The sequence below is a fragment of the Enterocloster alcoholdehydrogenati genome (genome assembly GCF_013282095.1).
Classification (GTDB): Bacteria; Bacillota; Clostridia; order Lachnospirales; family Lachnospiraceae; genus Enterocloster; species Enterocloster alcoholdehydrogenati.
Genome location: NZ_BLTJ01000011.1, coordinates 110,260 through 135,149 on the forward strand (window position 1 = coordinate 110,260; position 24,890 = coordinate 135,149).

The 24,890-nt window shown below is 50.5% G+C and carries 26 protein-coding genes; 3 read left to right on the forward strand and 23 right to left on the reverse strand.

Annotated features, from left to right (window positions below):
• Position 1: 1 nt before the first annotated feature.
• The 4 genes from HW447_RS13295 to HW447_RS13310 all read right to left on the reverse strand — a co-directional run bounded on the left by HW447_RS13295 (position 2) and on the right by HW447_RS13310 (position 3,321).
• Positions 2-775 carry an energy-coupling factor transporter transmembrane component T family protein gene (locus HW447_RS13295; RefSeq protein WP_024729804.1) on the reverse strand — a complete coding sequence of 258 codons (774 nt, stop codon included), beginning with the start codon at positions 773-775 and terminating at the stop codon, positions 2-4.
• A 115-nt stretch (positions 776-890) separates the two neighbouring features.
• Entirely contained in the window at positions 891-1,493 is a 603-nt protein-coding gene (locus tag HW447_RS13300) for an MptD family putative ECF transporter S component (RefSeq protein ID WP_024729803.1), read from the reverse strand.
• A 123-nt stretch (positions 1,494-1,616) separates the two neighbouring features.
• A complete protein-coding gene (locus tag HW447_RS13305) occupies positions 1,617-2,603 on the reverse strand; it encodes a helix-turn-helix transcriptional regulator (protein ID WP_024738473.1) in 987 nt (328 codons plus the stop codon).
• Between the two features lie 142 nt (positions 2,604-2,745).
• Positions 2,746-3,321, reverse strand: coding sequence for an SLOG family protein (locus HW447_RS13310; protein WP_243176305.1), 576 nt, complete (start codon positions 3,319-3,321; stop codon positions 2,746-2,748).
• 112 nt (positions 3,322-3,433) lie between these two features.
• Here HW447_RS13310 and HW447_RS13315 point away from each other — a divergent pair, with 112 nt between their 5' ends.
• Positions 3,434-3,760 (forward strand): helix-turn-helix domain-containing protein, encoded by a 327-nt coding sequence (locus tag HW447_RS13315; RefSeq protein WP_034551828.1) that lies wholly within the window; start codon positions 3,434-3,436, stop codon positions 3,758-3,760.
• A gap of 43 nt (positions 3,761-3,803) precedes the next feature.
• Here HW447_RS13315 and HW447_RS13320 read toward each other — a convergent pair whose 3' ends face one another.
• Positions 3,804-4,232 (reverse strand): hypothetical protein, encoded by a 429-nt coding sequence (locus HW447_RS13320; protein ID WP_024729801.1) that lies wholly within the window; start codon positions 4,230-4,232, stop codon positions 3,804-3,806.
• 5 nt (positions 4,233-4,237) lie between these two features.
• Complete coding sequence (locus tag HW447_RS13325; protein ID WP_024729800.1) at positions 4,238-5,149, reverse strand: ParM/StbA family protein; 912 nt, start codon at positions 5,147-5,149, stop codon at positions 4,238-4,240.
• A gap of 594 nt (positions 5,150-5,743) precedes the next feature.
• On the opposite strand from HW447_RS13325, the gene HW447_RS13330 reads away from it, so the two are divergent.
• Both HW447_RS13330 and HW447_RS13335 read left to right on the forward strand, forming a co-directional pair.
• Positions 5,744-7,372 carry an ABC-F family ATP-binding cassette domain-containing protein gene (locus HW447_RS13330; RefSeq protein ID WP_024729799.1) on the forward strand — a complete coding sequence of 543 codons (1,629 nt, stop codon included), beginning with the start codon at positions 5,744-5,746 and terminating at the stop codon, positions 7,370-7,372.
• 13 nt (positions 7,373-7,385) lie between these two features.
• A complete protein-coding gene (locus tag HW447_RS13335; protein WP_024729798.1) occupies positions 7,386-7,787 on the forward strand; it encodes a winged helix-turn-helix domain-containing protein in 402 nt (133 codons plus the stop codon).
• A gap of 60 nt (positions 7,788-7,847) precedes the next feature.
• On the opposite strand, the gene HW447_RS13340 is transcribed toward HW447_RS13335, so the two are convergent.
• From HW447_RS13340 to HW447_RS13420, 17 genes are all read right to left on the reverse strand, one after another.
• Complete coding sequence (locus tag HW447_RS13340) at positions 7,848-8,180, reverse strand: hypothetical protein (RefSeq protein ID WP_024729796.1); 333 nt, start codon at positions 8,178-8,180, stop codon at positions 7,848-7,850.
• A gap of 292 nt (positions 8,181-8,472) precedes the next feature.
• Positions 8,473-8,712 carry a hypothetical protein gene (locus HW447_RS13345; protein WP_024729795.1) on the reverse strand — a complete coding sequence of 80 codons (240 nt, stop codon included), beginning with the start codon at positions 8,710-8,712 and terminating at the stop codon, positions 8,473-8,475.
• Positions 8,713-8,714: 2 nt separating this feature from the next.
• Positions 8,715-9,251 carry a hypothetical protein gene (locus HW447_RS13350; protein WP_009257981.1) on the reverse strand — a complete coding sequence of 179 codons (537 nt, stop codon included), beginning with the start codon at positions 9,249-9,251 and terminating at the stop codon, positions 8,715-8,717.
• 22 nt (positions 9,252-9,273) lie between these two features.
• Positions 9,274-9,906, reverse strand: a complete 633-nt coding sequence (locus HW447_RS13355; RefSeq protein WP_050001706.1) for a hypothetical protein — start codon at positions 9,904-9,906, stop codon at positions 9,274-9,276.
• Between the two features lie 14 nt (positions 9,907-9,920).
• The gene (locus HW447_RS13360; RefSeq protein WP_024738474.1) at positions 9,921-12,380 is read right to left on the reverse strand and encodes a hypothetical protein; all 2,460 of its coding nucleotides are present in this window, start codon (positions 12,378-12,380) and stop codon (positions 9,921-9,923) included.
• A complete protein-coding gene (locus tag HW447_RS13365) occupies positions 12,377-14,491 on the reverse strand; it encodes a hypothetical protein (RefSeq protein ID WP_024729793.1) in 2,115 nt (704 codons plus the stop codon). The genes HW447_RS13360 and HW447_RS13365 overlap by 4 nt, the downstream gene beginning before the upstream one ends.
• Positions 14,492-14,504: 13 nt before the next feature.
• Positions 14,505-14,735, reverse strand: a complete 231-nt coding sequence (locus HW447_RS13370; RefSeq protein WP_118438871.1) for a hypothetical protein — start codon at positions 14,733-14,735, stop codon at positions 14,505-14,507.
• An 83-nt stretch (positions 14,736-14,818) separates the two neighbouring features.
• A complete protein-coding gene (gene ligA / locus HW447_RS13375; protein WP_024729792.1) occupies positions 14,819-16,840 on the reverse strand; it encodes an NAD-dependent DNA ligase LigA in 2,022 nt (673 codons plus the stop codon).
• On the reverse strand, positions 16,840-17,160 hold the full coding sequence (locus HW447_RS13380) for a hypothetical protein (RefSeq protein WP_009257976.1): 321 nt from the start codon (positions 17,158-17,160) through the stop codon (positions 16,840-16,842). The genes ligA and HW447_RS13380 overlap by 1 nt, the downstream gene beginning before the upstream one ends.
• Positions 17,157-17,378: a hypothetical protein gene (locus HW447_RS13385; RefSeq protein WP_024729791.1), complete on the reverse strand. Its 222-nt coding sequence runs from the start codon at positions 17,376-17,378 to the stop codon at positions 17,157-17,159. Before HW447_RS13385 ends, HW447_RS13380 begins: the two co-directional genes overlap by 4 nt.
• Before the next feature lie 12 nt (positions 17,379-17,390).
• The gene (locus HW447_RS13390) at positions 17,391-17,873 is read right to left on the reverse strand and encodes a hypothetical protein (protein WP_024729790.1); all 483 of its coding nucleotides are present in this window, start codon (positions 17,871-17,873) and stop codon (positions 17,391-17,393) included.
• Positions 17,874-17,934: 61 nt separating this feature from the next.
• On the reverse strand, positions 17,935-20,127 hold the full coding sequence (locus HW447_RS13395; RefSeq protein WP_024729789.1) for a PcfJ domain-containing protein: 2,193 nt from the start codon (positions 20,125-20,127) through the stop codon (positions 17,935-17,937).
• A 1-nt stretch (position 20,128) separates the two neighbouring features.
• Positions 20,129-20,674, reverse strand: coding sequence for a DUF7666 domain-containing protein (locus HW447_RS13400; protein WP_024729788.1), 546 nt, complete (start codon positions 20,672-20,674; stop codon positions 20,129-20,131).
• Positions 20,675-20,685: 11 nt separating this feature from the next.
• The gene (locus HW447_RS13405) at positions 20,686-21,636 is read right to left on the reverse strand and encodes a Cas9 inhibitor AcrIIA9 family protein (protein ID WP_024729787.1); all 951 of its coding nucleotides are present in this window, start codon (positions 21,634-21,636) and stop codon (positions 20,686-20,688) included.
• Between the two features lie 77 nt (positions 21,637-21,713).
• Complete coding sequence (locus HW447_RS13410; RefSeq protein WP_024729786.1) at positions 21,714-21,965, reverse strand: hypothetical protein; 252 nt, start codon at positions 21,963-21,965, stop codon at positions 21,714-21,716.
• Positions 21,966-21,976: 11 nt separating this feature from the next.
• Positions 21,977-23,755 (reverse strand): YodL domain-containing protein, encoded by a 1,779-nt coding sequence (locus HW447_RS13415; RefSeq protein WP_024729785.1) that lies wholly within the window; start codon positions 23,753-23,755, stop codon positions 21,977-21,979.
• 39 nt (positions 23,756-23,794) lie between these two features.
• On the reverse strand, positions 23,795-24,859 hold the full coding sequence (locus HW447_RS13420) for a hypothetical protein (RefSeq protein WP_024738476.1): 1,065 nt from the start codon (positions 24,857-24,859) through the stop codon (positions 23,795-23,797).
• Positions 24,860-24,890 lie beyond the last annotated feature (31 nt).

Sequence of the window (24,890 nt, forward strand, 5' to 3'; positions counted from 1 at the left end):
GTCACACCCTCCACAAGATGATTTCCCCGATTCGGGTCTGGTCCAGGACCAGCAGCGCCGCCAGGAAAAGGATGCCCAGCAGGGACACCAGGCTCTCCGGCCAGGAGAAGCGGATGGGGCGCAGGGCGTGCCGTTTGCACTCCAGCTCCAGCCCCCGGGTAGTGCCGGAGGCCGCCAGCTCGTCCGTGACCTTCAGGCACCGCATCAGCAGGGGAATTAAAATATACTCAATGGTGGCAAGAGGATGGGATACCCGTTTCCACAAGGTATCGCTGATCCCCCGGATGTCCATGGTGCTGCGGATCTGCCGGTATTCGATCCGCAGGGTGGGGATATAGCGGAACATGACCACCAGCGGGATCGTCACCGCCTGGGGAAGCCGCATCCGCTGGAGCGCCACCATCAGGTCGTCCATGTAGGTAGTCCGCAAAATCCAAAGGCCCATCATCACAATGGGGATCAGCTTCAAAAGCGTCACGCCGAACACGCTCATAATCACACTCAATACCGGCACCTGCACATAGCGGAGCAGGGCGTTGAGATAGGCGACGATGATGTAGGCCACAATCATCTTCAAGGCCCACTTTCCCCCGTTTCCTACGGCGATAAACAGGCCATACACCAGCATGAGCGCGAGGCTGACCACCTCCCCGGCCAAAAAGTAACTGACAAACCCGATACAGACCAAAAGTAAAATCTTGCAGCGGGGATCTAACAGTGCCGATCCATGAAGGGGCTGCTGTTCAATGATTTGTTTGATTTGTGATTCTTCCATTCCAATGCCTCCCTATCCAAATCAAAGCGCGGGGCCATTTTCAGCCCCGCGCCCTGAGATCAGGCAGCCCGCTTGCCTGCGTTTGTCTGATTGACTGCCGAGGGGCTGTGCCTTGTTATTTGACTGAAACGAGTCCGGCTTTGATAAAGTGCTTTTTCAAAGCCTTCTGCCCAATCACGGCGCCGATCAGGCCACCTACCAAGCCGGCCGCAACGATGACCACCAGCATGGGGACGGAGGTGATATTCAGCATCCCGTCTATGTACTCCTGGGCAATGTTGTTCTTCTCCATGGCGCCCACAAAGGCGCTCTGGAGGAACTTGATGGGGCAGATGGCGCTGAAGGCGAAAATGGCGCTGAACAGGGCGTAGGCCACAGTCATGGACTTCATGGTGATTTCCTTTCGGCCCATGACCAGAAAATCGCAGATCACGCCGCCGACCACCAAGCCGATGGGGATAAACCAGAAAGCGCCCACCAGCAGGAACAGGATAGCCTGGATTGCGGAGCAGATGGTGAACACGCCCTTTTTCGGTACCTTAGCCAGTAAGAGCATCATCACGATGCCATTGGGGATCGCAACAACCGCCGGGTAAAACACATTGGTCACTGGGCCGGCCACACTCATAATGGTGCTGATAATCATGCAGATGATCCACATGAGGGCGGTCAGGACGCCGATTAGAATAAAATCTTTTGCATTCAACTTTTGTTTCATGCTCTGCCTCCTTGATAAAGTGAAAAATGTGGTGTGATTAGCAACAACTAACCACACCACATAGAATATCAGTTATATAAAACTAATCCAACCCAAAACCAACCCATTTCAACCCAAAAACAGTCAGCTTCTATTTTTGTGATTATCAAGCCAGCTTTCACGGTAATTTTTGGGCGCGACACCATATCTTTTCTTAAAGGCCGCCGCAAAGTTGCTCGGTTTTCCATAACCTACAATGGAGGCAACTTCCGTCACATTCCAATCCCCCTCCAAAAGCAGCTGCGCTGCTTGTACCAATCGCTGCTCGATAACATATTGATGAATTGATCTGCCATAAAAAGCTAAAAAACCGCGGGTTAATTTCGTGAGGCTCAGATGTACTTGACGGGATAATTCTTCACAGGATGGCGCAAAGGCTAACTGGCTGTCGATGATCCGCTTCGCCTCCATGATGGCGGTCCGCTCTGTCCGGGACATGGAAATATTTTTACCCATCAGAATATCCAATTCCAGAACTTCCCCCAGATAGATAGACAGCAGCTCCAACAGCTTGCCATCCAAATAGAGGTAGCCCAACCCTCCGCGATATTGAGAAAATTTGCTTATTTCCGATAGGACCTGCTCCATAACAGGGGTGACAGAAACTTTGGCAATGCCATTTAGGAGTTTCTTTTCGTAAGCCGCAATTTCCTGTCCGTCAAAGTAATCGGCAAGGAGTTGTGAAAAGTAGGGAGTAGGAATTTTAATGCTTTTGAATGAGAAGTTGCTGTCCTTTTTGTAACAAATATATTCTGTACCATCATGTCCGGCATAAATGCAGGACTCGTTTTTTTGAATGGTCATAGAGCGATGCCCATTCAAAATACCCCAGGAAATTCCATCGTTCATGCAGAATATGATCTGCATATATTCCCTGCTGACAGGCCCCTGTACATTCATATCAGATTGATAGCACATCTGCCAGTCCGAGAGAACAACACCATGCTTGATTTTTGTTTGAGAAATCCTGCCATGTCCAACTTCAGAAGGAATGTCCATAGTAATTGTCTGAGGGGTATTAGTTATTAAATCGTTATAAAGTTTGGTAAGATATAAACTACTATGCGGCATAATCCACCTCTTTCTAACTCGCTCAAGTTAGCTATCACTAATCAGATGATACCCGATTTTTCCTCGACAGTCAAGGTGGCTTTGTATTACCAAAACAGCGCAACTTTTCAGTTTTTCTTATCTAAACAGTAACATATTTTTCCTAATCCGTGTGCCTCTCTCTGTAATGATCTACTATGTTTATAATTCCTGTATCTGGATGAATCAACACGATTGACAAGTTTCTTTTTTCAGCAATCCCCATCGCTGTCTCTACTCCACTGTAATGTTTCGGATCATTATCATAAACAGCCACAACATAGTCGGCCCGTTTCATCATATATTCCGTGCGCTTTTTATACCCTTCACTTCCGGGGTGTTCTGTACCCATCAGCACCTTGGTACAGCCTTCACAGAGTTTTCGTTGCCGCGCCTGGCTTTTTGGGTCCCATCGAACATCATGGCCGGGGAATGGGCAGACCATTATGACTTGCAGCTCCTGATATTCTGTCTGGCGCTGCATATTCAACAGGATTTCGCCTGCCCACATATCTACTCCCAGAGCGCCCCCAATGAAAAAGCAGCGCACACCGCGCTGGTACAGCGACACAAATACATCATGCATCCGCTTTTTTATGCGTTTGCATGAGGTCATATATTCATTGTATTTGAATTTGAAGCGGGTAGGGTGTTGACCGATTACAGCACACGAACATATTTTCACCTGGTTTTCCTCCAAATTTTTCGTCTTACAACCATTATATATGCTATGGTTGATTAAACTCAACCATGGTCGCTTAATTTTTCATGCTATAGTGGATAAAATGTAACTATAGTATGGAGGATTGCGAATGAATGAGCTTTTGAAAGAAATGGGCCAGCGGATTCTGGAGCGAAGAAAACAATTAAATATGACACAGGAGACTTTGGCAAATTTGACGCATCTCACATCGCAAACCATCTCGTATGCGGAAATGGGGCAAAAAGCGATGCGCCCGGAAACCATGCTGAAGATCTGTGAAGCACTTGGTATCAGCGCAGACTATTTACTGCGTGGTAAAATTCTTGAAGCAGACACTTCGTTGCTCCAGCAGAAGATTTCCACATTGACACCCAGCCAATACCGCCACTTGGAGCAGATTATCGACAGCTTTATTGCTGCCATACAGGAAAAGTAAGAGGTATGAGAGTCGGCACAGCTTCGCTCCCATACCTCTTTTTTTAGCTGTTTCTACGGAAAGCCGCCATGGTGCTGGCAATCAGATTGCGGGTCATATCATCAACTTCGGAAGCCCCAGCCGTTGTCAAACTTTCTGATGGCTCTGCCGTCTGCTTCTGCGGCGGCGGAGCTATTTTATTTTCCTTTGGAGAAGAGGATTCTCCGGTCGAAACTGCCTTATCTGGGGCCTGCTCTTCCTGACGCATAATTTCCCGTACTATCGCTTCAATGGCTGCTCGGTCAATAGCTGGCGCTTTTAATGGCTGAGGGTCATCAGAAAAATGAGCGTTATAGTATATAAGCGCATTTGCAACATACTGGGCCTTACTGTGGGCTGGCTGTAGCTCCAGCAGTTCGACAGCGGCCAGCAGCACTGGGTCACTGGTATTGAATCGCAGGGAGAAGCGTCCCCTTTCTTTTTTGGCCGCCATAATCGTCACCTGCCCACTGTTTCAAGCCGGTACAGGTATTCAAATCCGGCCGCATTGGCGTTGATGTTCGTGACAAACAGAGGCGTCCCCACCTTGCCAGACTCCTCGATCTGCCGGCGCAGCAGAATGGCGCCGCCGCCCACAAACACCACTTTGCAATAGCGCAAATCCAGCATCCTCTCTCGTAGAGTGCTGAACAGGTCGTTGACAAACTCCTGCGCCAGTCGCTCCACGAGCTGTACGGCCTCGGCCGGGTACTGTGTCCGTCTGCCCATGAGGATGGCATCCACATCACCCTCATCCAACAGCAAATCCAACTCTGCATTTCCTCTGGACCTGATCTTATTGTATAACAGGATAACGCCGTTTTCCAGCGAATCGCAGGAGGCGAGGTCTGCTTTTCCGTTTTTCAGCAACAGATAATCCGCCGTGAAGCCTCCAATATCCAATACGACCGCCTTTGGATCGTCCAACAGGGCATGCAGCATTGTAGCCGCAGCTGCGTATGCCTGGGGATAGCAGGCCACATCCTCGATGCTGATGGTATAGTGTTTGTCCCCATACATAAACGCTACAAGCCCGCGGCCTTGAAAATAGGCAGTGAATTTTTCCGCTTGAGCGCCAAAATGTGCTGGGGGCAGACCAACAGCCAGCTGAATATGCTGCTGCTCTTTCTCACTTAGGCCCCGGGCGGTTATTTCTTCTGCAATGGCAATCAATGTAAGGACAAAAAAGCGGTCGTCCTCCGTCTTGTCCTTATGGAACGGAATACGCTCATTGGACAATGTGTAATAAGTACCGCAGTATTGTAGACTCTGGCCGAACGGCCGGGTCAGGCTCTGCTGCAGTCCAGACACAAAGGGCTCGCCATGAGCGGTTTTGATTTGTTTGTTGCCATGATCGACACCAATTAACATAGGTTATTGCCTCCTTTTTGCTTTATACATATCCTTTACGCCTGGATGACGCCTTTTTCAACGCTTAAAGATATTTTTATTTCTAAAAAATAGTGGCACTATCTCAGTTCTACCAAAGATAGTGCTATATCTTGGAAAATCAAAAAGTGAGTAGATAGCAGATCTTTCATAGTCTGCTTACAACTCATCAGATACAGAGATTGACAAATTACTTTCTCCATTGTATTATTGAAAAATAGGATTACACCTCTCAAAAGGAGATACAGCATGAATATGAACTTTCATTTAACCGATCAGCGTAAAAAGAAAATCAACTCTGTACAATCCATACCGATGAAACATTGTGCAGAGTATAGCGTATAAACGACGCATTTAGATTTCATCGGGAAGCCATCAAGGGGGATTTTGTACCCATTTTTAGAAAGCGGCTTCCCATGCAGTTATAATGTGTATGAGGCTATGGACAATGTTTTGTCCATAGCCTTTTGTTTTTGGCGCTGCTATGCCAGAGGCAGAAGGCAGATACATTTGTGTATCTTTGCTTTCTGCCTTTTTCTTTTGTATCAGAGAATATACAGGAAAGGTTTGATAAACATGAGCTTATTAGAAATTGACGGACTGACACACTCTTTTGGAGAGAATGTGCTATACAAAAATGCAGGCTTCACACTCAATAAAGGAGAGCATATCGGCATTGTCGGCCAAAATGGAACTGGAAAAAGCACTTTAATCAAAATATGCACGGAACAGATCATACCAGACAGCGGGCGCATTGTCTGGCAACCAAATACTACGATTGGCTATTTGGATCAATATGCGGAAATCGACCATACCTTAACGATGAAAGAATTTCTCAAATCCGCTTTCACAAAGTTATTTGAAATGGAGGCACAGGCAATGGAGCTCTATGAAAAAGCTGCTGGCGGCGATATGAAAAGCCTTGAAATGGCCGCCCGTTATCAGGAACAGCTTGAAGCCCATGACTTTTATTCGATAGATACCGCTATTGAGCGTGTCGCCAATGGGTTAGGACTTCTTGCGATTGGCCTTGACCGTCCGATTGCTGAAATGAGCGGCGGTCAGCGAGCAAAAGTGATTTTAGCAAAATTACTGCTGGAAAAGCCGGATGTTCTATTGCTGGACGAGCCGACCAATTTCCTTGACAAAGACCATGTAACATGGCTGGCGGAATATTTATCTACTTTGGAAAATGCTTTTTTAGTGGTTTCCCATGATTTCAATTTTCTGGATAAGATAGCGAACCGCATTTGTGATATAGACAATGACACGATTACAAAATACTACGGCACATATTCCGAATTTCTGCGGAAGAAAACCCTGCTGCGGGAAGATTATGTACGGCAATATGCGGCCCAGCAAAAGGAAATTAAAAAGACAGAGGAATTTATACGGAAGAACATAGCGGGCAGAAAAGCAAAAATGGCGCAGGGACGGCAAAAGCAGCTTGACCGGATGGACAAAATGGAAGCCTTAGACCAAAAAGAAATTATTCCGCACTTCCATTTTCCCGTACTTCCTTTAACCGACACAGAACACTTATTAGTGAAGCATCTGGCAGTTGGCTACCATTACCCCGTCTTATCAAATATTGAATTTAGCATTAAGGGAGGACAAAAAGTTGTTATTACTGGATTCAATGGAATTGGAAAATCGACACTGCTAAAAACCCTGATTGGGGAAATTCCATCTATACAGGGCCATTTCAAATTTTCCGATCAGGTTACTATCGGATATTTTGAACAGGATTTAGAGTGGCAAGAACCTGAATTGACGCCTATTCAAATTGTTGCCAATGCTTATCCCAATATGGTGACAAAAGATGTCCGCAAACATTTGGCACGATGTGGGATTTCCAGTAAACACGCTATGCAGGCTATAGGAACATTAAGCGGTGGAGAACAGGCAAAGGTAAAAATGTGTCTGCTTACACTAACTCCCTGTAATTTTCTAATTATGGACGAGCCTACAAACCATTTAGATGTACAGGCAAAAGAGGCTTTGAAAACAGCCCTTATGGCTTTCGTAGGAACGGTATTACTTGTATCACATGAAGAATCCTTTTATCGTGACTGGACGCAGAGAGTAATTAGTATCGAAAAAAATAAGCCTGTTATGGACAGGCTACAGGCTGGCGGGATATTTTCATTATCCTCTAATAGCGTCGATTGGCGCTATAATTTCTCGAATAATAATGAAAATTGATGGAGGTAATTTATTGGGGAAAATTATAATTCTGTCTTTTAGCGACAATGAGAATACTCTCTATAGCAGCATCATATCAGTTCTTGCTTCTGTTGCAGACTTCTCCACGGTGGCCGCCTCCACAGACGCACCGCTGCTCTTTGGCTCTCTGCAAATTGACCCGCAGCGCAGGTTGGTTTGGCAGGCCGGCCAGACGGTGGATCTGACGCCGATGGAGTTTGACATTCTGCTCCTGCTGGCCCGCCGGCCAGGACAGGTATTCTCCCTTCGACAGATCTATGAGGCTGTTGCTACGGACTCATATGATGCCAGTTGGACAGGCATCTCCAGCATGGTCTACAAACTCCGTCGCAAGCTGGGTGCCAGCATAATTGAAACGGTGTATGGTCGTGGCTACCGTTTCCCGTCAAAATAACAAAACAGCGCCGCCTCGGCTCTACCAAGGCGACGCTGCTGTTTGTTATATCAAAACTATTCAGTTTTCGACTTCCACATGGAGCTGCCCAGCAATTTCCTCTACGGACATTCCGTTTTTCATTGCCAGCTTCACAATCTCTTGAATTTTCTGCTTTTTCGTCTTACGGGGCTTTCGGGGAGCCTTGGGAGCAAGGATCTCCTGCTTTTTTGCCTCCAGAGATTTGATGCGTTCCTTTGCTGCGGTGATCTTCGCATCGTACTCTTCTACAACAGTTTTCTTTTTCTCCTCCAGCTCATTGATGGACTGATTTATCTTCGTGATTTTTTCATCCAGTTCATTCGCTCTCTCTTGCGGGGTACGGCGCTGACGCTTGTTCTCGGCTTCTGCCATTTTAAGATCACCTTTCCTTTGTGCATAAATAAGATGTGCGTATGGTAAAAGAGTACCACACAGCATATCAAAACACAAGAAGATGAGGTCGAAGTATAATAGAAAATTGAGACCAAAAGAGCATACGGCCGTCCGATTATGAAATACCGTAAAATGATTTCGCTTGATTTGACACGGGCCATGTCAGCCCCAAAAAGAAGGGCCGGGTAGAGGAATTTTCCTCCGCCCGGCCCTGTTACGAATTTACACGGATTCTGCCCTATGCTTTTGATAAGGGCAGACAAAGCACTTTTCAGTCATCCGTCTTAATCAGGATATAAAAACTGTCGCCGGCATCGCGGGCTTCTTCTCTGCGCCAGTCCTCTCTATAGGGAAGACTATAGAAGCCGCATATATAGCGAACATCATCGTTATTCACTCCCGTTTGGCCCAAAGAGCCGAAACAGTGAATCACACAATCTCCATCCTCATTTCGGCGCTCCAGAAGCCTGAAGCGGCCAGCGAGTTTCCTGTGGACTTTGCTCCAATCCATTGTTAAACCTCCCATTGGCCGCGGCCGATAAGCACCGCTTTCTTTCCTGCCTTTTCCGGGATCGGAAGTTCAATGCGCATATTTGCGCCGTCACCTTCGACTTTCCCCTTCGGCAGAACATATCGCGCAAAGCACTCCCACTGGGGTTGTCTATAACGGCCAGTCAGTCCGCAGAGCCCGCTGGCAGCCGACCACTGGTTGCACTCGCTGCACGGGAAGCAGACTTTCCTCTCGTCCTGGTATGCCTGTGTGGCCTTGTTGTCCGCCACCAGGCGCTCAAAACGCTGGATCAGTTCTTCCTCATCGGTGACGATATAGAAAAAGTTCCCATAATGCAGAAACCGCCCCGAAATTACCGTGCAGCCCTGATACGCCTGACGCTCTTCTGACCGCTGCCACTCCGGCTTCCGATTTACGAAATTTCCATACCACTCATAGATCGGGTCCAATGTGTACTGCTCAAACAGCGGATAAAGCCGCTCCAGCGTCTCTATTGGCTCCCATCCCCAGAAGCCGCCATTTATTTTAATAATCGTCATGGTATGTACCTCCCTGTTATAATTAGGTGTGGACGCTGTACTGGGCTTTCTGCAGGTTATCCGCACCATGCAGAATGATGCCGCCGCAGATTCCCGTGCCCCGGGGCGTGACCTCTTCAAAGAAGAAGCTGTACGGCGCACCGTCATCATAAATGAGGATCTTCTCCGCATCCCGCCACTGGAAATGGTGTTCCAGAGTTTTCCCCAGCTTGTGCCGCAGGAGCGGCCGCTGGGCGATTTGATGGAGATTCTGCCTGCTGTGAAATTCAAAGCGGCGGGTCACCTTCTCCGGCACGGAGAGCTGGCTCCAGTTCCATCCGGCCATATCCGTCCCGGCCTCCACACACTCGTGGAAGCGGCGGTAGGGCAGCCGCACCCACTCCTCATAGCCGCGCAGGCTGTCCGCACCGGCGCTTTGCAGCCAGGAAAAACGGATCACCAGCATCTCGCCGTCCAGTGCCCGTGTGAGCCGAAGGGCGGCATAGCAGCCGCAGTCAGCCACGATGATCTGACGCCCCGGCTCCCGCTCCAACTGCTCCAGCGTATCACGCAGGATTGCAAAGCGGTACGGGGATTTATGCCTCCGGGATATGGTGTGGAGATACAGCAGTTCTTCACTGCAGGATACTTTTACCAAAACACTGTCAAACATCATAAAGAAACCTCCTGTCATGCCGCATGGGCTCGGTCCAGTGCGGCCCGTTCTACCAAAAACGATTCTTGCTTATACTGTTCCTCTGCCAAAGTCACTGCAGCGCCTCCCAGAGAGTCAAGATACTGGCGCCCATTTTTGGACTTTGAGATGTAGATATAGATTGGGGCGCTGACATACCGCCCACTGGGATAGCATCCGCGATACTGATTTGACAGCACCGCAACCGCGTCGAGTTCTTCCGCTTTCTGCGTTGCCAGTGCCACTACCATTTCTTTTGCCGCCGTCTCTTCACTTTTCTTCAATCCAGAGGTATAAATGTGTTCCAGAAACAGCACCAGCTTCTCACTGTATGCGTGACTGCCTGTGGGAACATCTTCTTTGGACAGATCAGCAAATTCAAAATTGAGCGTTGATGGCTGCTGGAAAGAGCCTTTCGTCAGCCGGAGACACGCCCGTGCTACTACGCTCTCGTCTTTGTAAACCAGAATGATTTTTTTGTTGCTATCGAATGCGGCTAAAAGGCAGTCCCTCTGGCTGCCCTGATAGCAGGATAAGCAGGTAAAGTGCGGAAGCTCGCCCATGCGGATTGTGTGGTAAAAATCATCCACCTCTTTCGCCATAAGGCCCAGTCTGGTCAAAGAGAGATTCTGTTTCCAGACATCTTCCCGCGCCTCTTGAATTGGGTAATGGATTTCCTGCTTCAAATCACCAGCAAAGTATTTCAGTTTATAGAACTGGCCCATCAGCTCTGCCTGTACAATACGCCGGAGCGCCTCGCAGTTTTTTTCACTTTCGTTCCTATACTGCAATTCGTTATACAGCGGGCGGACCATCGAGCTGCCGCCCCGGAGCAGGAAATTCACAATCCCCGGCTGATACTCGCGGACGAACTCCTCGGAAAATCCCATGTTTTCTTTCAGATAGGCCCAATTCTGATCGGTAACCAGTATTGAGCCGCACACCTGACTCCAGTTTGAAAAGCCTGTGATCTTGGAAGCGTTGCTGACCGCGAAAACCGCATCCGCCTCTGTCCGAAATTCCGGGATAAATGCCTGAATCTCCGGATAGTGCTGCAGCATAAGCATTGCAGTCTGCCGCGTCAGTCCCCGGATATGCCCGAAATCTTTCTCATACCAAGCTCCAAACGGCTTTTCCAGCAAGCATTGAGTTGCCTGTTCCAGCGCCTCGTCTCCGATATTCTGGCTGACAAGATCCCGCTTTATCAGCTGCCGGATTGTGAGCATCCTCTGGTCCACGGAGAGCGGGGAGAGTTTGGCGTACAGTCTTACATATACTTCCTCTTGGTGCCACAGCAGACGCAGTTCCTCAAAGGTATATTGCTGGCCCTCTTCCAAAAGTTCAAAGTAGCTGGTTGTCCGTTCAATAGAATCACTGTCCTTTAAGTTCTTAACCGTCAGCGAATTGAGATTACAGCGTTCGCAGAAACCGCTCACAAATAAGAGCGAATACCGCCCCAGCGAGAAAAATAGTTCGCTGTTCTGATTCACCAGATTCAAAAAATGCTTTTTCTTGTGCTCCACCGCATAGATAAGGAGCTGGACCTGAAAATACTCTACTTGTTCAAAATTGATGTGAAGGCAGCCAGCGTAAAGGGCATTGAGATAACTCAGCCTGCTTTGCAGGATTTTCTGCCGCCGCTCTTTGCTGATGGGCAACAGCTGACTCAGCCACCATTCGACATCATATTGTCCGGCCCGGTTTTCCAGCCAGAGCGTCCAGAATTCCGATAAATCTTCCGCATCATACTCGAAGGCTTCCATCAGTCGGCGGAATTTTTCTACATCCGGCATTTGCAGCCATTTGAGATTTTTCAGACTGTCCGCATCCAGAAACAACTCCACTCCCCACACATAGTTCATCATCAGGATTTTCTGAAGGGGCAGATTCTGCTCCAACAGCTCTACAGCCTTCCGCTCATGGTCGTGCCAGTTGAATAGATAAGCGCCAAGAAACGGCAGCCGCATCATTGACCGCTGATGTTCCGTCAGCGGAGAGATTTCCTGCCACTCCAGAACAGGGAAGGTATCCAGGTTGTCTGCAACGGCCCGTTCCTCTTCTTCATACCGCACCAGCGGCTGGTAATGCTTCATGTACTCAAATTTCAGGGAAGGCTTGAGATCCAGTGCCGCCGCCCCCAGCACCTGTTCCTTCGGATATTGGGACAAGTGCTCCTGATAGCTTCTTGCCGATTGGAGCATCGTATGGATGACAGATACCTCTACTCCCTGTGCGCACAGGGCCTGATACAATTCTGCAAATTCTGGAACTTGAATCAATTCCCTCTGGATCTGCGTGGCTTCTTCCTTGCGGAGCTTCTCTTGCAGGCCCATATCTTCGATTTTTTTACAGGTCTGATCCAGTATTTCTTCTGGAAATTCTCCAGTGAAACGCAGTTGCAGCCCATCGCGCTCCATTCGGGACAACAAAGATAAATGCTTTTCCGCATAGATCATGCCGCAAGACCTCCCATCATTGTTCTCGCCATATTCAAAATTTTCTGCTCTTCTCCTGGATTGTTTCGTGCCAAATCACCGCACAGTTTGAAGAAGTGTTCTAATTCGTCCGCTTCAAATGCCGCCGCACAGCCTGCAGGCTGTTCCCGCAGTTTTTCGTACACCATATCCAGGGCTTCTTTCACATCCCTATCGTAATAGAAACTTTTTGTAAACTCTTTTAGAGAAGACATCGTACCGTCATAGGTCTGCTCCAACCGTTCGCATTTCTTCTGGTGCTCCTGCTCCCGGCGAAGGCGTTCCTCCCGTTCCGCTTTTTCAGCGTCGGCTTTTTGATCGGCTTCCAGCTCTTCCTTACTGTAGAATTTTTCCTTTAGATGGTCCGCACGGCCACCTGTGTACTTCCCGCTGGATAAAAGGCTTCGCAAAACGGACGCAAGCAGCCGCCTGTCGTATAGCCGCTGCACATCCGAATCTTGTAAAGCGCACCAGATAAACTCTTGATAGCATTTCGGCTCCATTTGGAAAAAAGAAGCCTCGATCCATTCAAAGAGCTGCCGATGCTGCTCTTCTGTCAGGAAAGAGCGTTTGATAAAAAACTCATAGTCTCTGCTGCTGTACCGATTACCCCTTACAAAAAGTTCATGAAAGAAAAACCGCTCCCCAAAAAACTTCTGGAGCTGCACTGGGGTGTATTTCTGCAGCAGACGCCGTACAAAACGGAAGCCCTGCCAGCTGGAGATATTCATGGCATACCCCAAGAGCAGTTTCATCGGCTGCGCAGAGGGGCCGTCTCCCTGATGCTGTTCAAAAAACTGCCACAGCCGGATTTCTTTTCTCTCTACCAGCAGGGCAAAAGCTCTATCGGAGGAACGGTGCCATTCCTGAAAGCCATCACAGTAATCGACGCCCGTTAATTCCCGGTATCTCGCCAGCCATTGAACGATTGGCGTTTTTCCACAAGAGCAGAGCATCTGATCTGTAAACAGTTCCCAGTAATCGCCTTGCGGCACTTCTTTTGCCAGAATATTGTACTGGGGGTCAAAGGCGTCAAAGCGATACGGGAATTCCTTTTTGATGGTTTTCAGCATCCAGATTATTGTCTGCGGTGCGGATGGTGTGAGTTCTTTTTTGACCGCCTCCCAGAGATTTGGATACCCATTGTACTGGACAGCAAACTTTTCATAGCGGCCAAACAACCATCCAACATAGGCATAGAGCCCTTCCGACAGTCCATCCGATTGGTTTAAGAGCATTTGGCAGCACGCCGATGCGATTTTTTCTGCGGTGGTCCCGTTCCAGGAGATCCTGTCCCGGATTCTGTCTGCCCACACACAAAGGGAATTGGTCAGTATAATTTCCTGACCGCTGTAGCCGGCGTCTGTCAGGATTGAAAACTCCCGGCTGTCCGGTTTCATGTTCATTCTGAAAAACTTCGTCAGTGTTCGCAAAACAAGATCTGGCTTTCCGCGATACGACTTGATATACGGAGCATAATGCTGGACCAGCCATTCCAGCACGCCGCAGTTTTCAGGCAGGGAAAGCGTGCGTTCATTCCCCAGCAATCGGAGAAGCTGGCTGTGCATAGTGCGGTACCCTTCCTCCTGGTCATCGAACAGAGACAGGACAAACAAGGCATCCTCGGTCTTGGCATATTCTGTGGCAGCCAGTTCATCCAGCAGGGCGTGTCGGCGGGGCATATCTGTTTCCAACAGATAAAGAGCCCCTTGCAGGTACACATCTCCATTGGAAGTCCGACGGACCATCTGGAGAAAACTGCCGCGCTGATTTCCAACAAACATATTGTCTGACTGAAGCGCACGGGTTTTCCCCAGCGCCAGCGCCAACGCACGAATAATGCGGACATCTTTTCCCAGCTTCTCTTCAAACCGTTCCAGGACCTCGCCGGGGTAACGGAGGTTATAGGCTTCAAAATAATTCTGTTCTTCTTCCTTTTGTTGCCAGATTTGCGTGTCCACAATATTTCGATAGATCTCCCAGGCTTTTTCTTCTTGAGAGGTGTGTACGACAAGATCTACAAACGCATAGTACAGTTCAAGATCAATGGCCTGTTGATATACCTTGTAGGCTGGCAGAAATTCGTTATTCATCTTCGCTCCCTCCTCACTTTGATTCGCTCCATCTGCCTCCAGTAGAGTAATTCCACTCAATCGTTCCATCTTCATAACGGATAAGACCATGAGCCGTCAGAGTCCATCCATCAGAAGTTCGCCGCATCTGTGCGGTGGTATCGTTTAATAGGGGCCTTTTTTCCACAGACAGGCATAGATAACTCCTGTCATTTCGGTTTTGATAAACCTGCCCCACCTGCGGAACAAAGTAACTGCCTTTCATGCTGAAACATCTCCTTTGCCGATAAAGAAGGGGAGGACCGCACCCGCAGCCCTCTCCCTTGTTATTTTTTGACCTGTTTTCTTTTAAGCCACACCAGCCATATTGAAAAACTCATTCGGCGTCAGCACCCGAATGCCCAACTCCTGTGCCTTGGACAGTTTGCTGCCGGCCTTCTCACCGCAGACCAGATAATCGGTCTTGCGGCTCACCGAACTGCCGGCCACAGCGCCCAGAGAGGCGATCAGGCTGTTCATCTCATCGCGGGTATAGGGCTCTACTTTGCCTGTCACCACAATGTTCTTCCCGGCAAATGGAGTGTCCTGGCCGACTGCCTGATTGTTGGCCGCGGCCGGCTTCTGGATGTTCATCATCATCTGTAATTCCTCCCAAATACAAAAATTTTCTTCATTGCAGAACCATTCATGGATATTGTTGTGCAGCGTCTCTCCAAAATCCGGGAGCTGGCGGAAGTCATAGCCCGTATAAACCGCGTCCCGAAATTCTTCAAGACTGCCATGGAACTCCCGGCAGAGAACACCGCTGGCTGTGTTGCCGATCATGGGAATGTCCATGGCAATCACATACCGTTCAAAGGTGGTGTTGCGGCTCTGCTGGACAGCATCCCACAGACGCTGCCAGGACTTTGCACCAAAGCCCTCCATGCGGATAATTTCATCCCGGTGCTGATCCAGCCGGTATAGATCCAGATAGCTGTGAATCCATCCACGGCCAATCAGTTTTTCCAGCGTCGCCTCGGACAGTCCCTCAATGTTCATCGCCTTCTTACTGACAAAATGGACAAACTTTTTGAGTTTCCGTGTCTCGCAGGTGGCATTGTCGCAGAACAGGGTCTTGATGATCCGCTCCTTGCCGTTTTCATCCCGCCCTTTGGTTTCATGAACGCGGGTAGGCTGGCCGCAGCAGGGGCACTGGTGCGGGAACGCCGCTTCCAGATTGAAACCGCCCCTGTCCATGTTTTCCTCCACATGCGGAATGATCATATTCCGCTTGCTGACCAGTATGCGGTTGCCCGGCATCAGCTCCAAGTCCTCAATGAAGGACAGATTGTGCAGGCTGGCCCGTGTCACTTCGCATCCTTCGATTTCTACTGGAGCAAAGATGGCTACAGGCGCAATCTCACCAGTCCGTCCCGGCGTCCACTCGATGGAACGAAGTGTTGTCTTAAACAGCTCGTCCTCAAATTTGAACGCCAGCCCGTCCTTATAGTGATGTCCTGTGCGCCCGCATCTTTTGGAAAAGGCAATATCATTGTAGGTTACAACGATGCCATCGATGGGAATATCGCTGTCTTTTGCATACTGCTGCAGCTGCTTGATGCCGTCCTCGGTCTCCGCCTGCGTCAATGGCCGCTTCGTCACCAGATACTTGCACGGGGTAAAGCCCAGCGGCCGAAGTTCTTTGAGGCGTTCCGACTTGCGGGGCAGGTCATCAAAACCCTCCAGAACATTGAAGGGCATGAAGGTCACACACCGTTCCATGCACTCGCCGGCATCCCGCAGGCGCACCGAGCCAGCCGCCAGATTACGGCCATTCTTGTAGGTTTCACCATTCTCATCCACTATCGAAGTGTTCAGACGCTCGAAATCACGGGGACGGATAAACGCCTCACCGGTGACTACCAGACGCCCCGGGTACTGAATATGGGCTGGAATCCCACTGATTGCTCTGGCGTTGTGAGTGACAATCTCACCCTCATCACCATCGCCCCGTGTGGCCGCTTCCACCAGTTCGCCGTTCTCATAGGTCAGTTTGATGGTAAGGCCGTCCAACTTGAGCATGATCATCACCTGATGCTCGCCCATAAACCGGCACAAATCCACGCTGCTTTTTACTTTATCCAGAGAAAGAAGCGGGATTTTATGGGCGGTTTTCTCTAACTTGCCTACCACGGGATAGCCCACGGTGACAGTGGGAGAGTTCGACATCTGGATGCCCGTCTCCTGTTCCAGTTTGTGAAGTTCGTCAAAGAGCCGGTCATAGACCTCATCGCTGACGCTGGGATTGTTGTAGTTATAGTATTCGTTGCGGTAGCGGTTGAGCCGGTCGGTCAGCTCCCGCTGCTTTCTCAAAGTATTCTGTTCCATCAGGCCGCCTCCTCATCCAAAACGCGGAACGCCATAATCAGCGTTTCCGCCGTCTTTGTTTGATTCATATATGAACTGCACACACCGTCCTCAAATGACCAGGTGCTGGCTGCACCCCACCACATTATGGAGCCCCGTCCATCGTTTGCCGCATTGATGCGCGGATCGGGCGGATTGAGGATTTTGGTGTAAACACCCTGGGTATTGACCCATGTAACCTCCCGCAGTTGGCCGATGCATCCGGGCCGGCAGTGGCCGGTGACCTCCAGGCGTGTGCCCGGCCGCAACCTGCGTTTGAGCTGATTCAAATTTTTAATCATGCTGCACCTTCTTCCTTCTTCCGTGGATGGGCGGCATAGCGCCCAAAGTTTAATTCCCTGATCATGTCCTGAATGGTGTCGTCATCCTCCCACGCAGTGGAGAGGGTGGCCCGCTCCGGCCCTTCGCCCACATGGATGCTCACGGTCCCACCGTAAATCTGCATCAACACATCAGGCCGCTGGGCGCAGACGATTGCTAAATTTCCAATCTGTTTCATTTTCTTCTCCTTCTATCTGATATTCAGCCAGACCACAATGGGCCGGTCAAAGTCCGCAGTCACATAATTCTTTCGCATATGGATAGGGCGGTAACGCCCATCCAGTTCGCACTCCACGCTCTGCTCAATACGGCCTTCGCTCTGGGCCAGATGCTCCCGGAATGCGCGCAGGGTCTGCAGGCGCACCGCCGGCGGGTCGTTCTCCCTGCATCGCAGGTCCGCACAGTACACATAACTGCACGGATTTTCTTTGAGCATAAAGCCGTAGGTCATATACAGGCGGCACTTGCGTTCCCGCTCCCGCTCGATATGCTTCACATAGTCTACGGCGCTCTTGATGCCCTGTGTCAGATAAAGATACCCCATCTGATAACGCTGCTCATCCGACAGGGGGAGCTCCGTCTTTTCCTGCCCCGGCAGTCCTTTATAGATGTGGAAGCTCTCCGGTGCATAGCGGTAACCGTGGATGTGGTACTCAAAAGATGTTTTTCTCATAAAGCCTCCTTGCAACAGTTGGCCGGACGCCCTCAAAGGACGCCCGGCCATTGCACCTGTATCATGCAGCCGCAGGGAGCTCCTGCTGCTGCACGATTTCTTTGTTTTCCATCAAGTCAGCCAAAAGCACATCTGCCAGCAAATGGCCGGCAAGGTGCCCGGTATGGATGACCACCCGATCTTTCTTCATCTGGATAAACTCCTCGTTGCGCAGGACGCGGCTCTGCGCGGCCAGCTTCAAATCTTGGCCTGTAAGCCGTGCCGCAATGACTTTTTGCCACTTCTGCAGAAATTCCGTCGCCTGCTCGATGTCCTCGTGCTGGCGGTCAAACAGCGTGCGTTTTTGACGCACAGTGCCGTCCGGCTCGATCTCCAGTGTGTAATAGGGATCTTCTGGTTCCTCCGCTCGGCGCAGAAACATGATGAAGCTCTCCCGGCGCTCGATGCGGTCATAGTACCGTTCGCCGGCGCCGTCATTTCCGACACAATGGTGAAGCATCCGTCCCTCTTTGATAATATCAAAAGTATTTTGAGGGGCAATGACCAGATAATCTTCATCTGCATAGGCATACTTTTTCTGCAATTCCTCGCAGATGGAGCGAACATGGGGGTACTTCTTGTCCATGTTCTCTGCTTGAAGCTCCAGGCTTCCAGCCTCACACTGGATAACCAGTTCATCATGCCGCTGACGCAATTTACGCGCACGATAGATAATTTCATCGCTGGTGTCGATATGCAGACGCTCTGCCATAGCAAGGTAGTCCTGCCATGTGGTCAACGCCTGCCGACAACTTCCGTCAAAATACGGCTTCTGTTTTTGCAGATAGTTTCGGATCTGAATCGGACTCATGCGGTCCGCGATGAACAGAATATCTTTGGCGCTGATCCGTTCTTTTTTTAACCAGCGAAACAGTTCATCCGGTATGCGTTGATTGGTCCGCTTTTCAAGCTGCAACCATGCCAGGTCTTCCGTATCGCCATTTATCTGCCGCAGACGGCGGAATTTGGGGCCGTCTAATCCCAATGCTCGAATCAGTCGCGTCTCATTTGGATAGAGTATCCGTTCCCGCACAGAATCACAATGTTCAAAGCATTCTTTTGTCAGCCTCGGCAAGTCTGCCTTCCAAATCTGCTCCATCTTCGGCATCCGCTTCCAAACAGCCAAATACTTTTCCGGATCAGTCACCGGATGGGTGCGTATCCACTGCACAAGGCCAGTGCCGAACAGCTCCTTCTGTTCCATGCAGGGAAGGCTCTTGCCATAGACCCTGCCTGTCTGATTGCCACAGTAACTATAGTAGCAGGGATTACCGGAAATCCAGCGTGTTTCCCGCTGGCAATACACGCCCCAATAGTAAGAGCGTATTTCTCCACTGCGGTCATAAATCGAACGGCGAAACTCATGCCAGTAAGGCTTTCCAGAGGGCAGACTGTCTTTCCAGTAAGTCCTCTCTGCCCAGAATTCACGGAGAACAAAGCCATCCTTGCACCGCTGAATCAGATAAGCATAGTCCTTTTCTGTCCGAATATACCCGGCGCGCCCCAGGGCTTTGAATACAATGGGATGCCGGCAGCAGGCACAGCGTCCTTTCTTATTGTGATATGGATGCCCGGATATAGGGACCTCTTTCCCACAAAAGGTACAATAACCGTTTTGGGCTCCGCCGCGTTTATAGCGATAGAAGATGAAATTTTCCCGCACAGCCACCTTATCAATCCAGCGCATCCAATCCTTGGGCAGTTCAGGCACCTGAGCCAGATCCTGATCCCACGCGCCGGTAATTCGTTTATGCCTCTGCTCCAACTGTTCGTCCCGTACATTTCTCTGAAAATCAAGGATACCGAGATCACCGCCGCGTTCCCCACAAAGATAGTCCTGTACTACGGCAGCATCTTTCTCACTGGCCCAGCAGGTGGCATAATAGTTTCTCCCCGGCCAATTCAGCCTGTCCAGTTTGGCGTCCCGCCATTTTTTCTCTAAATGGTCGTAAGTCAGAAACTGGTGCGCTTTCTTGTCAAGGAACACTTCATAAGCAGGATTGTTGCCATCCAGCCGCAGATGTTCCGGCAGATAAAAAGCCGCTTTGAGGATGCCATCCTGAACGACACAGTTCATATATGGATAGTAGGTCCGTTCAACATAGCGATAGCCATAGGGGTTTTCATGCTGTTTCGGCTCATCTGCTATTGCTGCCTGTTTCATCTCCGGCGTTGCCGTCAATTTCGGCATTGCCAGAAGTGCAGATTTCTTCAATTTAGTTCACCATCCTTTTTTCAAGCTCCACTCCATACCAAATTCCTGGTTGGAGCGTTTTCCCGTCGATCTCCGCCACCACGATCTGCTGGATGCCGCCGGTAGTGCCGTCCTCTTTTGCAAACGCAAGTACATCTCCGTTCCGAGTCCCTTTTGCAATAGGGTCGGCGCCGCGCACCGCTGCATAGCCATTCCACGCTTCAGCTTTGTCCGCCTTTATATTGCTGTTCCACTTCCGCTTCGGGTGGTCTGCCATAAAAGCAAGGCCATGGAGGAAGAGTTCTTTTTTTGTCAGCCGTTTCAAAATTGTCAACTCTGTACAGGAAATTTTGGAATCGACACCATCTTCGTCAATGTCTCCGCCAGCATCGACAATATAGTATTCTGCGTGGTTTATATCTCCGTAATAGCGCAAGCAATCCAGCGGATCCTCAGCACAGTGAAAGCCATTATGAGCGCAGTTGGCCTTTTCCGTTACATTGAGTCCCATCCTGAACTGGTAACCTCTGCAAATCAGGCCGGGAAGAAATCCTTTATATGCAATCATGCTGCACCCCCTTAACCTGCCTTTGTCATGCCGAGATCCAGCAGCGACAGCTGACCATCGTTGGCAGGCTTTTCCTTCTGCACAGGCTTCGGTTTGGCTTCTGCCTTTTTCTTTTCCTTCTGCTTCTTTTTGGTGGTTCTGGCGAAATCTTTTCCATAGTAGGGGTTCGGTACAAACTTTTCTTCTTCCTTATGATCCTCTTTGGCGTCTGGGTCGCGGAAATAATCCTCTGCCCACTGGTAGCACAAATCGTCCGGAACATCACAGCCATACCCTTGGCTGCCCGGACCTGGCTGAATGCCGCTTGCTTTGAGTTCATCCTGAATGTAGTCCCACGCCTTGCGGCTGATGTACTGGAAACAGTGGATCATTGACTTGCGCGGGTGCATGGTGAGGCGTGCGAAAGTAATATCCTCCAGGCACTTGGTTTGGATAAATTCTGCCACACACTCCTTCATGTTGCGCCGGGTCAGTTTTTCTGTATCTGCGCTGACCCGCTGCATGGAGGCGTTCACCACCTCGTCGTCGCTCATCGCGGCCAGACGCTCCAGCTGCTCCTGCTCGGCCTTTTTCTTTTCAGCCTGCCGGGCTTCCCATTCTGCTTTACGCTTGGCTTCAGCCGCCTCATGCTCGGCACGGCGTTTTTCCTCGTCCGCATCGGTGGCTGCATCGGCCTTGGCGGGCGCCTCCTGCTCTTTACCGGCATCATCCCCATCCGTGTCCGCTGCCTCGGAAGCATTGTCTCCGTTCATGTCTTCCAATTCCTCGGCCTCATCGTCTGCATCAAATGCGGGCGATGGCGGCGTTTCCACGGTAGGGGAAGCCGCTGAACGGCTGGCCGACGGCACCGGCAGCTCGTCAAAAGTTTCCTCATCCTCAAAGGCGTTTCCAGCCGATACCTGTTCTGCGGGAAGTCCGAGCTCCTCCTGCTTATTCAGCGCCATTTCTGAAAAATATCCCATAGTGATCTCCTTTCCGTCGTTTCATAAAAAAGGCACGGAACAGGCCAATGCCCATCCCATGCCTTTGCCACATTCTTTTACAGCACATAAACCAATGTACTGTAACCGTCAAAGCAGTAACACACCACATTCGGATATTGCTTTGACCATTCCTTGATTTGATCCTGTATTGCTTGAGCCGCCCTGCGCGCCGGATCGTTCCACGGCGGCGGAACCGTCACCGTAAAAAAGCCTTTTTCTTTACGGGGCCGCACATCAGCGTCCAGATGGACGCATTGCTCCAGGAGCGCCAAAAGCTGGCTCTCCTTTGTCTCACTCACGACAACCATCAAAACCTCTCTTATGTCTTTTCTGGAATTTCCTTCTTTGCGAGCATAGGGGAAAACTTTACTTGTCTAAACTGGTCTTGTCCGCTTACATAATAATACGCCCGCTTGGTACCATGATTTAGTTCCACTACATCAGAAATCGCCATCGGCCGCCCGCGGCAGCCTTCAGGCAGCCGCTCCCGGCAGTCGGCAAACAGGCGCTTCAAAAGTGCGTCATCCGATTCCTCCGCTGGGCAGTAGATTTCTCCACTTCCTGCCACATAGTACATCGCCGCAGGCGGCTGTTCATAACCAGCCGCTTTTAACGCTGTAATATCCTTGAAAGCAAATGGGATCGCGTTCTCTTCGTCCAGTTGAAGTTGATAAAGTACAAACCTTTGTTTTCGCCGCTGTGGCTCCAACAGGGCGGCAAGAGCGTCCCGGCCGCCGCACAGGAAGGTTTTATGTTCCTCCCCCGTCAGCCCCAGATACTCTGTCAGTCCGATGTCTTGCTCGGCCCGGTGCTGCCACTGTTCCACGCAGTCCTCAATGTGGGCCAGCTCGCACAGCCCGCGCAGATACTGCTCTTTGAAACTTAACTTTTCAATTTCCTTTTGCCGCTGACTGCCCTGGCGCAAAGCCAGCTGCCAGTCATCAAACCCTTTATAATTGGGATTCCAGGTCAACCGCCGGCAATTCATGCCGTGCTTTTGCGCCATTAAATAAATTTTAGATGCCCCGGCCATGGTCATTTTGTTGCTGTACTTGTCCATGTCGTGGGCTTCGATGATCTCCTCTGTGCCACTTTGCGCCAGCAACGCGAACATAGCGTCCAACGGACTGGTGTTATTGGCGCCGGCAATCGCGGCGAAAGTGCGCCCGGTCAGGCAATAGGAGATGTCTGCCTTCAAAAGACCTTCAATCACATAAACGACACGGGCAGATGGATTTCCTACCAGATGTACCGGGCTGCCCGATCCTGTTCCGTTCTTTTTTGAGGAAGACGAAAACCAGATATATTTTGCTCCCGGCTTTTCCGGCGGATCATCCTTGTTTTTCAGCGGTATATCCAGTTTGATTTGGAATCCCTGCAACATGCCATCAAAGCCGATGGCAGGGATCAGGATGCCGGCTGTCTTTTGACAAAAAGCCATAGTCCAATGTCCACCGCCATCCTGGTAAAAGCCCGGCACTCCCTGCACCTTGCATCCCTGCTTGATCAGCCGTTCTGTAATAGACCGGCATAGAAAAGGCGGTGGGGTACTCTTAAAGCCCAGTGCGTCAATCTGTTCATCAGACAGCCCGCGTTTAGGGGAGCGCAGATGCTCCCGATGCGCCGGCCGCAGCGTAAGTTGAGCAAGCAGCAGGGATAGCGTCTGGTGGATCTCCGCTGGACTGGCCTTATTCGACTGTGGTACTGTTTTTCGCTCGGAAGAAGAATGACCGGCAGGGGCAGCCCAGGCCCCCGAAGTTGAAGGGCATGGGCTGGCCGGCCGTTGTTGGGCTTCATTCCCGGAGCGTGCGTGTTCCTCTTGGATATTGTCACACAGAGCTTCTGCAATCTCCCAGTAGGCATCGGATGTAGTCGTATGGTTAAGTTCAGCATACAGCGCCAGCATTCCGCCATGTGCATCGCAGTGGTTGCACCGCCAGACATTCTTGACGAAATTGACATTCATCCGTCCCCGGCGGTCACCGCAGAACGGGCAGTCCACATAGACGCTGTTCGCCTGTTGACGCCTGATGCGCAGGTTTAATAGATTGACAACTTCCATGATGCCGAAAGGAAATTCATCCGGGTATGAGCCCATTTGTCATTCCTCCCTTCATACCCGAGCCAGGGCTTCGCATCAACCGGCCTTCTGAAGTGAATTGAGGACCAGCTGGGCGGCAGCCCGAACGATGTTGTCCTTGCTTTTGTTGCCCGGAGTCAAATAGAAACGCAGATTGACAGGCCGCTTCTTCGCCACTTCTGCAATAGTCAGCCCCCGGCACACACCGCTGTCCACAACGACCTCCTGTGCCTGTTCCAGCGTCATCACCTTCAGAATATCCTCTACAGGCATATCCGGGGTATATGCAGGGGCCTCTTGCACGATTTCGGCTTCCGGGACCTCCTGTGCCTCCTTGGTGGCCGTCAGATCCTCTGCAGGGCGCTGAACTGGCAGTTCCTCCGCAGGGAGATGAATTGGTAATTCCTCCGCCGCCTTACTGTTTTCCGGCTGTTCTTCCGTTGGTGCGAATCCCGCTGGCAGTGTATCCGTGTTTGCAGTAGGGCTCACCGGCAAACTCTGCCCCTTGGCTGGAGTTTCTGCGGGCTGAATCTTCGTTCTTGCTGTTTCCGCGTTTTCAGATGCCCTCTGTGGCGTTTGTGTGCCCCCGGAAATGGAATTACCCTCGGAAAGAACAGCGGCCTTCTGCGAGGCGCTGGAGGGCTCCTGCGGCAACACAGTGCTCACAGGCGGAGTAATGGCAGAGGGCTGCGTTTTACTCACAGGCGCCGCTTTCTGTACGGAAGCGGCATGAGTGTCGGCGCTCACAAGCTGGATGCCAAATCCGGCGTCCGAAAGGGCCTGGCTCAACGCCTCATTTTGAGCTGCCTTCACAAAGTCCCTGCTATCCTGCATGGTCTGCTGGGCAACGCTCACGCTGAACGGCTCCGCGTCACTGCGGTCCAGAAATACCTTGGCCTCAAAAATCGCCATCTGCTCCGTGATCCGCATGGCCGTCAGACGCATACGCCCATTGGGGTGTGCCATTCGGAACCAGAGTTTCTGATAGGGTAAGTCCAATTTCATGGAGTCCCCGGCACGCCGGAGGAACTTCAGCGGGTCGAACCCCGGTACCTTGTTCAGTTCCGCAGCGGCAGGAACGGCCTCGTACATCGTTTTTGCATTATTGTTGTTGTCACTCATCTTCTAAACTCCTTCCTGTATAATAAATAGG

Coding starts and splice junctions, on each gene's coding strand:
- ligA (WP_024729792.1), bottom strand. CDS start 16,840: ATGGAACAGAATACTTTGAGAAAGCAGCGGGAGCTGACCGACCGGCTC.
- HW447_RS13350 (WP_009257981.1), bottom strand. CDS start 9,251: ATGACGATTATTAAAATAAATGGCGGCTTCTGGGGATGGGAGCCAATA.
- HW447_RS13420 (WP_024738476.1), bottom strand. CDS start 24,859: ATGAGTGACAACAACAATAATGCAAAAACGATGTACGAGGCCGTTCCT.
- HW447_RS13385 (WP_024729791.1), bottom strand. CDS start 17,378: ATGAAACAGATTGGAAATTTAGCAATCGTCTGCGCCCAGCGGCCTGAT.
- HW447_RS13325 (WP_024729800.1), bottom strand. CDS start 5,149: ATGTTAATTGGTGTCGATCATGGCAACAAACAAATCAAAACCGCTCAT.
- HW447_RS13315 (WP_034551828.1), top strand. CDS start 3,434: ATGAATGAGCTTTTGAAAGAAATGGGCCAGCGGATTCTGGAGCGAAGA.
- HW447_RS13405 (WP_024729787.1), bottom strand. CDS start 21,636: ATGGGATATTTTTCAGAAATGGCGCTGAATAAGCAGGAGGAGCTCGGA.
- HW447_RS13340 (WP_024729796.1), bottom strand. CDS start 8,180: ATGGCAGAAGCCGAGAACAAGCGTCAGCGCCGTACCCCGCAAGAGAGA.
- HW447_RS13345 (WP_024729795.1), bottom strand. CDS start 8,712: ATGGATTGGAGCAAAGTCCACAGGAAACTCGCTGGCCGCTTCAGGCTT.
- HW447_RS13295 (WP_024729804.1), bottom strand. CDS start 775: ATGGAAGAATCACAAATCAAACAAATCATTGAACAGCAGCCCCTTCAT.
- HW447_RS13410 (WP_024729786.1), bottom strand. CDS start 21,965: ATGGTTGTCGTGAGTGAGACAAAGGAGAGCCAGCTTTTGGCGCTCCTG.
- HW447_RS13415 (WP_024729785.1), bottom strand. CDS start 23,755: ATGGGCTCATACCCGGATGAATTTCCTTTCGGCATCATGGAAGTTGTC.
- HW447_RS13320 (WP_024729801.1), bottom strand. CDS start 4,232: ATGGCGGCCAAAAAAGAAAGGGGACGCTTCTCCCTGCGATTCAATACC.
- HW447_RS13365 (WP_024729793.1), bottom strand. CDS start 14,491: ATGAATAACGAATTTCTGCCAGCCTACAAGGTATATCAACAGGCCATT.
- HW447_RS13355 (WP_050001706.1), bottom strand. CDS start 9,906: ATGATGTTTGACAGTGTTTTGGTAAAAGTATCCTGCAGTGAAGAACTG.
- HW447_RS13330 (WP_024729799.1), top strand. CDS start 5,744: ATGAGCTTATTAGAAATTGACGGACTGACACACTCTTTTGGAGAGAAT.
- HW447_RS13305 (WP_024738473.1), bottom strand. CDS start 2,603: ATGCCGCATAGTAGTTTATATCTTACCAAACTTTATAACGATTTAATA.
- HW447_RS13380 (WP_009257976.1), bottom strand. CDS start 17,160: ATGATTAAAAATTTGAATCAGCTCAAACGCAGGTTGCGGCCGGGCACA.
- HW447_RS13370 (WP_118438871.1), bottom strand. CDS start 14,735: ATGAAAGGCAGTTACTTTGTTCCGCAGGTGGGGCAGGTTTATCAAAAC.
- HW447_RS13360 (WP_024738474.1), bottom strand. CDS start 12,380: ATGATCTATGCGGAAAAGCATTTATCTTTGTTGTCCCGAATGGAGCGC.
- HW447_RS13400 (WP_024729788.1), bottom strand. CDS start 20,674: ATGATTGCATATAAAGGATTTCTTCCCGGCCTGATTTGCAGAGGTTAC.
- HW447_RS13300 (WP_024729803.1), bottom strand. CDS start 1,493: ATGAAACAAAAGTTGAATGCAAAAGATTTTATTCTAATCGGCGTCCTG.
- HW447_RS13390 (WP_024729790.1), bottom strand. CDS start 17,873: ATGAGAAAAACATCTTTTGAGTACCACATCCACGGTTACCGCTATGCA.